Annotated in this window: 10 protein-coding genes and 1 pseudogene; 6 read left to right on the forward strand and 5 right to left on the reverse strand. The window is 53.3% G+C overall.

What is annotated here, in order from left to right; translation table 11 throughout:
• Positions 1–500: 500 nt before the first annotated feature.
• From C814_RS17770 to C814_RS24240, 6 genes are all read left to right on the forward strand, one after another.
• Positions 501–791 carry a hypothetical protein gene (locus C814_RS17770; protein ID WP_016303745.1) on the forward strand — a complete coding sequence of 97 codons (291 nt, stop codon included), beginning with the start codon at positions 501–503 and terminating at the stop codon, positions 789–791.
• Positions 775–1,080: a hypothetical protein gene (locus C814_RS17775; RefSeq protein WP_016316800.1), complete on the forward strand. Its 306-nt coding sequence runs from the start codon at positions 775–777 to the stop codon at positions 1,078–1,080. The genes C814_RS17770 and C814_RS17775 overlap by 17 nt, the downstream gene beginning before the upstream one ends.
• 493 nt (positions 1,081–1,573) lie before the next feature.
• Complete coding sequence (locus tag C814_RS17780) at positions 1,574–2,962, forward strand: plasmid recombination protein (RefSeq protein WP_016316801.1); 1,389 nt, start codon at positions 1,574–1,576, stop codon at positions 2,960–2,962.
• A 59-nt stretch (positions 2,963–3,021) separates the two neighbouring features.
• On the forward strand, positions 3,022–3,648 hold the full coding sequence (locus tag C814_RS17785) for a CHC2 zinc finger domain-containing protein (protein ID WP_242829023.1): 627 nt from the start codon (positions 3,022–3,024) through the stop codon (positions 3,646–3,648).
• A gap of 25 nt (positions 3,649–3,673) precedes the next feature.
• Positions 3,674–4,996, forward strand: coding sequence for a virulence-associated E family protein (locus C814_RS17790; protein WP_051142479.1), 1,323 nt, complete (start codon positions 3,674–3,676; stop codon positions 4,994–4,996).
• 276 nt (positions 4,997–5,272) lie between these two features.
• Positions 5,273–5,446, forward strand: coding sequence for a hypothetical protein (locus tag C814_RS24240; protein WP_004054174.1), 174 nt, complete (start codon positions 5,273–5,275; stop codon positions 5,444–5,446).
• Between the two features lie 311 nt (positions 5,447–5,757).
• On the opposite strand, the gene C814_RS17795 is transcribed toward C814_RS24240, so the two are convergent.
• The 5 genes and pseudogenes from C814_RS17795 to C814_RS17815 all read right to left on the reverse strand — a co-directional run.
• Complete coding sequence (locus C814_RS17795) at positions 5,758–7,443, reverse strand: recombinase family protein (protein ID WP_016316804.1); 1,686 nt, start codon at positions 7,441–7,443, stop codon at positions 5,758–5,760.
• A gap of 116 nt (positions 7,444–7,559) precedes the next feature.
• Positions 7,560–7,826 (reverse strand): DUF6870 family protein, encoded by a 267-nt coding sequence (locus C814_RS17800; RefSeq protein ID WP_016316805.1) that lies wholly within the window; start codon positions 7,824–7,826, stop codon positions 7,560–7,562.
• Positions 7,827–8,251: 425 nt separating this feature from the next.
• A complete protein-coding gene (locus tag C814_RS17805) occupies positions 8,252–8,674 on the reverse strand; it encodes a sigma-70 family RNA polymerase sigma factor (protein WP_016316806.1) in 423 nt (140 codons plus the stop codon).
• 468 nt (positions 8,675–9,142) lie between these two features.
• Positions 9,143–10,645: a leucine-rich repeat domain-containing protein gene (locus tag C814_RS17810; protein WP_016316807.1), complete on the reverse strand. Its 1,503-nt coding sequence runs from the start codon at positions 10,643–10,645 to the stop codon at positions 9,143–9,145.
• Positions 10,646–11,160: 515 nt separating this feature from the next.
• Positions 11,161–11,433, reverse strand: a pseudogene (locus C814_RS17815) (hypothetical protein); the annotation flags it as partial.
• Positions 11,434–11,481 lie beyond the last annotated feature (48 nt).

Consider the following 11,481-nt stretch of genomic DNA (forward strand, 5'->3'; position numbering starts at 1 on the left):
TCAAGAGAGAGCGCTTCTATCTGTCCCTCACTGCGGCTGCTGCTTAGATCCTATATTCCTTGCGTGAATTGTGTCAACTCATATTGACAAAATCAATGCCTGTTGCCTTTTCCAGTTCCGCAAGGGTCATGCGGCGGCTGGTTCTCTCGTCTTTTAATTTCTCCTGAAGCGTCAGTTTTATATACATTGCGCCCCTCCTCTCAAAACAGGGTTCATGACCATTATAGCACAGGGCATTTCCGAAAGCGTGGAAATTTTGGTTTTTCGGGAATTTTTCCAGCCTTTCGGACATACGGGGGAAGCCGGTTTATTTTGATAAGATTTCAGTGTCACAGGACATTGAAAACAGAATGACCGGCTGCAAGTGATACCGTTCCCGGAGAAGTAGTGCCATGACAGGAGCATACCAAAGGAACGGAAAACGCTGGGGTGATTCCGGGCAGGAACGGATTGCAGGCAAAACGGCAGGGAAACAAACTATCAATTATGGAGGATGGAACATGAAGTTAAGCATTGAGGAAAAGAAGATTTTATATGCCTTCGGGTGCGGGAGCCATGAGAACACCGTCCGCAGGCTGAAATGGGTCACTGCCCTGACGGTGGATGAAAAAGTGAAACGCCGGGTGCTGTGCCTGGCAAGGAAGCTGGATGACGGCGGAGCCGGGGAATGGTATCCCTGTTTTTACCGCCATCTCCGTTTGGAAATGGAAGGATATTTTGAAGCAAAGAAGCATATCCGCATGGTTGAAAAAAGCACAGACTGGGAGGGATTTTATGGGAAAGCCGTCTAAGTATGAAAAGGAAACGATTGTCAACTTCAACGAGGGTGAGAAGGAAGCCAGTATTTACACATTCAATGCGGACTTGAAGCGGCGGCTGGCGGAGTTCAGCAAAAAATATCCGCTCCTGTGCCGTTTGGAGAAGTCCACGCCGGAAGGGAGCGTGACCTATGTTCTGGATAAGTCCCGGCTGTCTATCCGGCTGGTTCCGCCTTACAGTGAGGAACGGCGGGCGGCGGCGAGGGCATATGCCAAAGAACACGGCTTCAAGTCCATGCCGAGCGGGAAGGATATTGCCTGATTTGGGGGCGTTTTACGGTCAAAACAACGGGTGCGGAGCCGGTATTTTCCCCGTGGTTCACGGTAGAGGTATCAGACATCAGGGAAGCCCCGGACGGCGGAAATGCCTGTTTTGGGCGTGTTTTTCCGGCTGTCATGGGGCATGGCTGCGGTATCTGTAGGAAATCAGAACGAGCGCGGCGCGTTCTGATTTTCTGATACGGAAAAAGGGAGCCGTCTTTGACGTGGGCGGGCGCAGCGCACTCACGTTGGCGGCAACCTTTTATGCGGGGTACAGGGGCGCAGCAGCCCTGTTGGGGTCAAGGGGCAACGCCCATTGGCGGGTTAAGGGCGGCAGTCCTTATCGGGTCAAGGGTGAAACGCCTTGCCCAGCTAGAGTTGGCGCTTGCGCCAATTCATACTGGGTATTACCTGACGCAAGCCCCGCAGGTTCGGCAGCTTCGCAGCCCTCCCGCCAGCCCGGGAATCGGTAAAAAGGAAAGGGGGATTTTGGATTGAAACTGACACGGCACAACGGACGCTCCGGCAAAAACGGCACGTACAACCCACGCCACAATGACCGCCGCTTTGACGTGGAAAACAGCGGTCATATTGATTCGGAGCGGGCAAAGAAAAATGTATACTGGGACTGCTACCGGGGCTATACCACCGCCGGGAGCCGGGAGGATTCTTCCCAGCCGGATTTCAGCTTTGAGCAGATAGAACTGGCTTATTACACCGAGAATTATTCGGATTTCATTGAAGCCCAGAACGCAAGGAACGAGAAGAACCGGCACACGGAACGCAACCGCACGGTGAGGGATTTGTTAAAGAACAATAAGACCTGCCCGGAGGAAAGCATTTACCAGATTGGGACGGTGGAGGAATCCGTCCCGCCGGAAACCTTGTTCCAGATTGTGAATGAGTTTTATGCAGAGTTTGACCGGCGTTTTGGTTCCCACGTGCATCTTCTGGACTGGGCGCTCCATCTGGACGAGGGGACACCGCATATCCATGAGCGCCATGTATTCGATTGCAAAAACCGGTATGGGGAGTTATGCCCCCAGCAGGAAAAGGCGTTGGAAGAACTGGGAGTGCCGCTCCCTGAACCGGATAAGAAAAAGGGAAGGAACAACAACCGCAAGCAGACTTTTGATGCGGAGTGCCGGAAGATGCTTTTCCGTATCTGCGCCGCACATAACCTTCACTTGCAGGCAGAGCCGTCCTACGGCGGGCGGGATTATCTGGAAAAGCAGGACTTCATCATTGAAAAACAGAAGAAAATACTCTCCGCACAGGGGGAAGCCTTGACGAAAAACACCGTAGCCATAGCGGAGCAGGAAAAGAAGTTTGATAAAGCCGCAAAAGCCGTTTCAGAAAAAGAAAAGGAACTGGAAAAGCAGGAGGGGCTGATTGCGGAAAAAGGGCGGGAACTTTCGGAAAAGCGGGCGGCACTTGCCACTGTCACCATGAAGATTGCGGACATGGAATCGCTGGTGGAGGAAGTGGCGGACACGGCTTATGAGAAAGCCTGCGAAGTTGTGGCGGATACCGTCCGGGCGGAAACGCAGAAGGAGGACATCCGGGCGGTGGAGGATTACAAAAAGTGGCTGGCTTCGCCGGAACGGAAAGCCCCGCAGGAGAAAAGAGATTTCGCCGTGAAGTGCCTGTGTACGGTTCAGGAGCAGATTAAAAATGCGGCGCAGAAAGTGTTAAGGAAAGTCCAGTCTGCGCTCCAAAAGCCGGAGGTGAGCCGTGCAAACAAGGAGCAGATTAAAGAGAAGGCAAGGGAATCCATGAAGGACAGGCTCGCAAGGGGGAAAATAGAAGCTGACCGGGTGAACCGGGAGCGCATGGAGCGCAGGAACGTAAGGGTAGCAACAAAAAAAGATATGGAGATTTGAAGCATTTGCTTTCCGCTGTGGAAATGGCAGATGCTTTTTTATTTCCGGGAAGGGACAGTATGAATGTATTTGAAGCAGTAAAGGAAAATGTAACAACAAGACAGGCAGCAGAAATGTACGGCATCCGGGTGAACCGGAACGGCATGGCGTGCTGCCCTTTCCATGATGACAGGAATCCCAGCTTGAAGGTGGATAAGCGGTTCCATTGCTTCGGCTGCCAGGCGGACGGGGACGTGATTGACTTTGTGGCAAGGCTTTATGGGCTGCCCGGTCTGGAAGCGGCGAAAAAGCTGGCTGCGGATTTTGGCATTTCTTATGACAGCCGGGGGCGGGCTTCACCAAAACCAGCCAGACGGAGTTTGTCGGCAGAACTCCGGTTCTTACAGGCGGAGAAAAAGTGTTTCCGGGTGCTTAGTGATTATCTCCGCTTGTTGGTGCGTTGGGAAACGGCATATGCGCCGAAATCACCGGGGGACGGGTGGAACCCGCTGTTTGTGGAAGCCATGCAGAAACGGGAGTATGTGGGTTATCTTTTAGACACGCTGCTGACCGGGACAAAGGAGGAAAAAGCCGCCGTTATCAAGGGGCATGGGAAGGAGGTGGAGCGGATTGAGCGGAGGGTATCAGAGTTTGCCGGCGGCGGAAAGACAAGCCGGGGAAACCGCAGCAGACAGCCGGAACGGTGAAAAGACAGTTGCCGAAGTCCGGCAGATGTTGGAAACCACGCAAAAAGGGCAGACCGCCAACACGCCGGGGAATTACAAGGCGGTATTTTTATATGACCCGCTGCTTAGCGGGGCGTTCAGCAATAACCTCCTGACTGACCGGATTGACATTGTAAAGCACCTTGGCTGGTATCGGGACGGGAGCCGCCTGACGGACGTGGATATTCAATATCTGGTTCTATACTTGGAGGAACACTACGGGCTGACCTCGGAAAAGCGGATTGAGGGGGCTATCAAGGTCGCCGCCAATGAATACCGGTATCACCCTGTCCGTGATTATTTAAACAGCCTGCAATGGGATGGGACGGAGCGGGTGCGCTATGCCCTGCGCCATTTCCTCGGTGCGGAGGTAAATAATTACAATTATGAAGTCCTCCTGCTGTTCATGCTGGGGGCAGTGACACGGGTATTCAAGCCGGGGACAAAGTTTGAGGTCATGCTCTGTCTGGTGGGCGGTCAGGGAGCCGGGAAGTCCACTTTCTTCCGGTTCCTTGCTGTCCGTGATGAGTGGTTTTCCGATGACCTGCGGAAGTTAGACGATGATAACATATACCGGAAGCTGCAAGGGCATTGGATTATTGAAATGTCGGAAATGATTGCCACGGCGAACGCAAAGAGCATTGAGGATATTAAGTCCTTTTTGAGCCGCCAGAAGGAAACCTACAAAGCCCCTTATGAAGTCCACCCAAAAGACCATAAGCGGCAGTGCGTGTTTGCCGGAACTTCCAACACGCTGGACTTCCTGCCCCTTGACCGCACTGGGAACCGGCGTTTTTTACCGGTGCAGGTGCAGGCGGAAGCGGCGGAGGTTCATATTCTGGAAGATGAAGCCGCTTCCAGAGCCTATATCGGGCAGATGTGGGCGGAGGTCATGGAGGTTTACCGGAAAGGTGATGTAAAGCTGAAATTAAGCCCGGCAATGGAGCGGTATCTGAAAGAGCACCAGCGGTCATTTATGCCGGAGGACACCCTCGCCACCCGGATTCTGAACTTCTTGGACGGGTACGGCGGGAAGATGGTCTGCTCCCTGCAAATCTACCATGAAGGGCTGGGGCACCCGGCTTATGAGGAACCAAAACAGTATGATATTCGTGATATTAATTCCATCATGAAGAACTATGCGGCGGGCTGGAAAGCCTTTGAGAATCCCCGGCATTTTCCCTCGCCCTATAACCGGCAGAAGGGTTGGGAACGGGTGGCACCGCCTGACAACGGAGGGCATGGAAAATCAGGTTTCCAGCCTTTGCCCGAAGGGGAAGCCGTCCAGCTTGGGCTGCCGGAGGAATGGCTGGAAGCGGGAAAACCGTAGCCGGTTGTCGACTGGTTGCCCCTCCCGTTGTCAAGCCCGTTGCCGGGAAGCCGCCTAACAAATGCCGTTTTTCAGGGCTTTTTCTTTCCCTGACAACGAAAGCAACGGAAAAACAGAAAGAAAATCAATCAGAACAGAAAACGGAAAGCCGGGTTTTGTGTGCGGGGTTTTTTAACGTCCGTTGTCAGACCCCGTTGTCAGGCTCCCACCTGCCCGGCAGCACACGACACACGCCCGGACGGAGCCGTCCGGGTATCTTTATGGAGGTAAATGCCTATGGCAAAACAAGCAGACCGCCCGGCGCAGAGCCGGAACAAAAAGAAAAAGGTGCAGTTTATCGTGTCCCGTGAGTTTGCGGGCAGCCAGACCATGCAGGAAGCTTTTGAGCAGCTTATCGAGAGGCAGACCTGTGAGCGGTTCGAGGAATGGCAGAAACGGCAGGCAGGCTAAAGGGCGGAAACCGGAGAAAAACCGGGAATCTTGCAGAAAACAGTTGAACAAATGGCGGGGGCATGGTATTATCATGGTATCGTGTCCCTGTTCATAGAAGGAGAAGCCTATGAGCAGGAAAAATCATCTATCGAATCAGAAAATAACCGCCCTCTATTGCAGGATTTCCCTTGATGACGGCAGCCAGAATGAAAGCATGAGCATCTCGAACCAAGAGTTACTATGTAGAGGGTGGAGTCACCACCTAATACATAAGATTGCGTTTTATTAGGAAAACACACTGTCAAAAGGATTTCATGCTTTGGCGGGGGTCAGCCCGCCTCGGCGGTGTCGGTGGTGTTGATTTCAATGTACTCGGCAATCCTGCGGAACTCGTCCGCAAACTTGAAATGAACGCTGATATTGCCGTTTTCGTAAACCTTGATATGGTCTACCAATTCAATCAGAATTTCCCGGGTCAGCTTTTCGATGTTCTGATATTTTGCAAAGGCTACCAGCGCGGGATGCTGCTGGTCAACGCCGTTTGAGAGCTCTTTCCGTTCAGCCGTCAGCCGGGCCAGCAAATCCGTAAGCTCGGCGGCCTGCCGTTCATAATCGGCTTTCATATCCCGGTACTCCTGCTGGGTGATTTCCCCATCTTTCCAGTCTTGATACAGAGACTGCTTGTAGCGGGTTATCCTGGTCAATTCCTTTTCCTTTGCGGCAATCTGGTCGTTAAGGCGGTGGGATTGGCTTTTTTTCAGCGGGGCCGTATTGATATGGGCTATCATTTCCGAATAGGAAACGGCGGTTCCCACTTGATACTGGATAGCGAACAGGACGGCGGCCTCCAGACGGTTGTGCTTGATGGAGTGCATCGTGCAGGCCGTCCGGGAGCGGTTCTTGTAGGTGGAGCAGGCATAATAGATATTTTTCCCGCTCTGGCTCCGGGTGACGGATTTCCCGCAGTCAGCGCATTTCAGAAAGCCGCTGAACAAATGGAGCTCCCGGCCCTTTGGGGCTGTCCGGGTATCGCGGAGCAGGAGGGCCTGCACCCGGTCAAAGGTTTCATGGGTGATGATGGCCTCGTGGGTATTGGGTACGCGCACCCATTCCTCCTCCGGCACCGCCTCTATCTGGTGTACCTTGTAGCTTTTCACCCGGCGGCGGCCCTGTACCAAATCCCCGGTATAGATGGGGTTTTTCAGAATGTCATTGACAATCTTGTTTCCCCACATGGGATTGTCGGCCACGGCGGGGGAATAGGGTAGGCCCTTTTCCATCCGGTAGGCCGTGGGGCTGGGTATGCCGTGTTCGTTCAGATAAAGCACAATCGCGTGTTTGGTGGTTCCTTGCAGGCACATCTCATAAATCTTTTTGACGATTTCAGCGGCCTCCGGGTCAACGATTAGCTGGTGCTTGTCCCTGGGGTCTTTTATGTAGCCGTAGGGAGCGAAAGAGCCGATGTACTGGCCGTTGCGCCGCTTGTAATCGAAAACCTGCCGGATTTTCTTTGAGGTCTGATAACAATACTGGTCATTCATTACGTTTGTTATCGGAACGATGATGCTGTTCACGCTGTCCGGGTTCAAATAGCTGTCCACGCCCTCAGCCAAGCTGATAAAGCGGACGCCCATCTGCACAAAAAGGTTGTCAATCAGACTGCCAGCGTCACTGTAATTCCGGGCGAAACGGGAAAGGTCTTTCACCACAACGCAGTTGATTTTCCCGCTCATCACATCCCCTAAAAGCCGCTGGAAACTTTCGCGCTCCGTATCGGTTCCCGTGTGGCCGTCGTCCACATACTCGGTGTAGCTTTCAAACTCGTCCATGTGGTTATTGTGAAAATCGTTGAGGATGTCGCGCTGGTTTTTCACGCTGTTGCTATCGTCAAGCCCCCGGTTGATTTTCTGCAAGTCCTCTCGGGAAAGCCGGATGTAGCCGCCCATCTTCCAACGCCGGGCCGTATAGGTAGGGGTCGAGGTCTGCTGATACCCTCTGTTTTTTGTTCGTGCCATTGTTCCTCCTTCCCTATCACATTACACTTATATTATAACTCTGCCCGGGGCAATCAACAAGGATGCCGATGCCTCGGGACATTTTGTCTCGAAGTGGGAGCAGGCCGCAACAGCAGTTACAGCCCGCTCTTTTGCCGGATAAGAAAGGCGGTCAGCGTATCCTGGAGGGAGGGGCCGCCCTCGGCAAACTCAATTTTCACGCCCACGCCGCCCACGCTAAAGCAGTACGGATTGACGGCCCGTCTCACAAACCGGGCCAGCCGCTCCTCCCGGGGGAGGGTGCGGTCAAAGGCCATACCGCTCACGTCAGCCAGCGCATCCGCGCTCACCGCGCCGATGTCCACGCTTTTCATTTGTTCCAGCTCTTGTGCGGTCAGTTTCACGGTAAAACCTCCTTTGCGTTTTGGGTTGGTGGGGAAACGCGAAAGGACAGCACCGCGAAAGTGCTGCCCTTTGGCCTGTCCTCACCTTGGGACAATTTGTCTCGAACTTGTTTGAAATGGAAACGCCGGGCCCGTATGTTTGGCCCGTCAAAAGACAGCAGGTAGCGGCCCGGCATTTCCTTGTTTTGTGCGGCGGCCTCAAGCGGCAAGCGGCCAGCTTGTCCCTCGCGGATCGTGGCCGTGGGGCTGGCAAATTCCCCACACGCGGCGGTGGTGTTGGTCGCTCGTCCTCCCGTGGGAGAAGTCACCGCGCACCCGCCGCCCGGCTCCCCGTGTTCACTCGGGGCCGCCCGCTATTCAGTTGTGGAGAAGAAAAAACTTCCTCTCATATACCACCAGAAAAGTGGAGCAAATGGAGACGGCAATCAGAAATTTTTTTGCAGATATTTTTTCATCTGCGCGATGCCGCTCAGGACAGAGCGACGCACCGCGCTCTTATCCACGCCCTCGGCCTGGGCAATCTCCCGGTAGGTCATGCCGAGGATAAAGTGAGCGTCCACCCGGCGGCCTTGGGTTTCCGGCAGGCTGTTCAGCGCGTTCCACAAACGGATAAACCGCTCCTTGAGCTCCAGAACCTCGTCCGGGGTGAGCTCGTGCAGGCAGGCGGAATACTCGATGCCGTCATCCGCATCCAAGGAATAGTATGCCTTGTTGTAGCGGACACGCTCGGTATAGGCCGCCTCGTAGCGGACGCTGGCCTGGAGCGCCTCGGCCACATCGTCAGTAACTTCCATATATTCGTCCTGGGTGTACCAGTAGTAAAAGTCGCGCAAGTTGATGATAGTCATTGTATGTACCTCCATATCGTTTTTTGTGGTTGGGTTGCCGGGAAACGATATGGAGGGCGGCGGGGAGCGGCACCCGGGGGAGCCGCCCCGCACCTTGGGACTGTTTGTCCCAAAGCCGGGCATACAAAAAGCGCCTGCGCGGCAAAATACCACGCAAGCGCACAAGGCGAGGGGATAACCTAAATTACAACAATTTTCGCATCGTATAGCGGAATATACTTGTCCGGGGCCCGGGCTTTTTTTGATAAATCAAGGGAGCGGACAATATGGAAAGACACGGCGTAACCTCCTTTTGCCGCCGTGTCAATAAAAAACGGCGGTCTTGAAATCCATTGTTTCAAAACCGCCGTTTGGTGTTCGTTTTCGTTTGGAGCGCGTTAATAGACAGCCGCCCATCCAACGGTTTTTTTATATGCCGTTTCCGTTGGCGGCTGGGTGATTTTATAAAACTCTAAAGCTGTTCTTTCGTTATTTCTGAATGTCAGCGGTGAGCTGTTGCAATACATCTTCATTCTGCAAATTACAATGTGCTAAATTTACTCGCTTTAGCTTTGGCAGTTGGAGAAGAATACTGCAATCCGAAAAGCCTGTGTCTGATAAATCTAACTGCTGCAAATTTTTTAACCTCACCAATACAGCATCTTGGGAAAAGGTTGTGCCGCTTAAATCTAACCGCTGTAAACTTTCCAGACTTACAAGAAAACCGAAATCATGGATGTCAAGGTATTTGATAGTCAATGTTTTTAACTTTTTCATTCTTCCAATAGCAGACCAGTCACCGGGACTACTATAAAATCTGGAAGTAAGAAAGCGTACATCTCTTGTAAAAACATAGCGCCCTTGCCATAGAGTAAAATTTCGATAGTGGTCGCTCACACTATGCCGTCCCCGCGGTTCAACCACCAAATTTTTCATCTGAAAAAGGTCGTCCGGGATTGACGGTAAGCGTCCAGCGGCGATGCGAATAGCCTCTGTCAAAATCGGTGAGAGAGGAATAGCACCTTTGGACTCCCCCTCTTGCTTAATATTGCGGACAATAGCCTCCTGGTCTTGAAAGATACACTCAAGGAAAGGCGGTGTCCAGCAAATGCTTTCATCTTCCCAGTGTTGGTCAAGAAATTTGTTCCAATCCGGCAATATTGAACTATCAGCAGGATAAATGTTAAGAAGTCCATCCTGCCGGATTTGTACCTCGTTGCGATAATCCTCCAGTGATATTGCTTTCTTTCGGCTCATAGGTGTAATTTCCTCCTCGCTATGTTTTTTCAATTTCCGTTTCAACAATCCATCCCCAAAGGCCCACAAGACCGCCCCAGCCACGATAAGGCCAGCCACAACGCCCAGCCGTATCAGCAAAATCTGTCCGCTGTGTTCCTTGTACCAGCCATCGTCAAAGGCGTACACCACATTTTCCAAATCCGCCCCGTACTCGGCGCAGATGTCCTGCAAGTACGGCTTGGCGTATGTATTCACCCCCGCCCTTGCGCTGATGGGGAGCGTGACGGCTTTTCCCTTGGCGAGATCGGCGGCAAGCCCACGGTCAAACAGGGCCAGCGCGTGAGTGCCGTCTGGAAACTCGATGATGTAATATTCGTTGTAGCCCGTCATCGCCCACAATGCGCTGGTGGTGGCCTGGGAGTAGTTGCGGGTGCGGTGGCCCACCACGGCGGTACTGTTCCGCCAGCGGGCCAGCTCATAGACGCCCGTGGGAACGGCGTTCACCGGCTCCACCGTAAACTGCTCGAATGGGTACTGCGCCATGAAGTCCTCCGCCCCGGTGACGCGGGGAATGTCCGCCCCGGCCTTTTTCCCGGTGAAAGAAACGGCTGCGCCAGCGGCCTCCACCTCGGCCTGGGTCACAGCGGCCTCACCCCGGCGGAGAAATGCCTCCGGGCGGATGGAAAAGAAAATCGTCAGCACCACCAGCAGGGCCACAATGGAACCGGCTGTGTAAAGGATTTTTGAGCGCATGATATACCTCCGTGTCGGCTTATCGCCGGGCCGCCCACTTCGGGACATTTTGTCCCAAAGCACAGGCTGCCGATATTCAAAACAAAAAGGCGCTCCCCGCCGCGCAGGTTCCTGCGGGCAAAAGAACGCCAGTCTTGACTGTATAAAATTGAGCATGACAAAACTGCGGGGCTAAATAGTTATAGCACCGCTCTGCTTGCTTGCTTGCTTGCTTGCTTGCTTGCTTGCTTGCTTTAGGATGGCACAACTTCTCATGTTTGTCAAGCTCTCTTTCCGAAATTTTTGAAAAAATATACCAACGCAATTATAACAGAAAATCCCCCGCCATGCAAGGGGTGGAAACGGTCTAATTTTAGCGAATTTATAGGGAGCGCACAAACGGCAAGCAATTCGGGTGTGGCCACACCCGAAATTTTTGCTGGGCCGCAGGCCCGCAAAAATGCTTGTTGGGGAGCCTCCCCAAACCCGGCTCTTTGGGACAAAATGTCCCAAAGAGATTGGCTGCGTCACCGCCGCTATCGCGTCTGTTCCTTATCGGTGCGCCCGTCCGTAAGGCCGAGCAGATGGTCGATGTTGGCCTTGACCGCCACGGCCTCCCGCATATCCCGCTGGGCCTGCCGATACTCGGCATAGAGGGCCTTTTTCCTGTCCGCCAGCTCCCGCCGCTGTTTTTTCAGCGCGTCCATTTTGGGGAGTTTTTCACCGCCTAACAATTCATTCATAGCGGCCCGGGCCGCCCGGTAGGTGGCAAGCTCCGCCTCGTGCTCGGCAAGGTATGATATGGTATAAAAAAAGTTGACACCTTTTCCTCAAGGGAGTAGAAAAAAGAGAAGAAG

It is taken from the genome of Anaerotruncus sp. G3(2012), assembly GCF_000403395.2.
GTDB lineage: Bacteria > Bacillota > Clostridia > Oscillospirales > Ruminococcaceae > Anaerotruncus.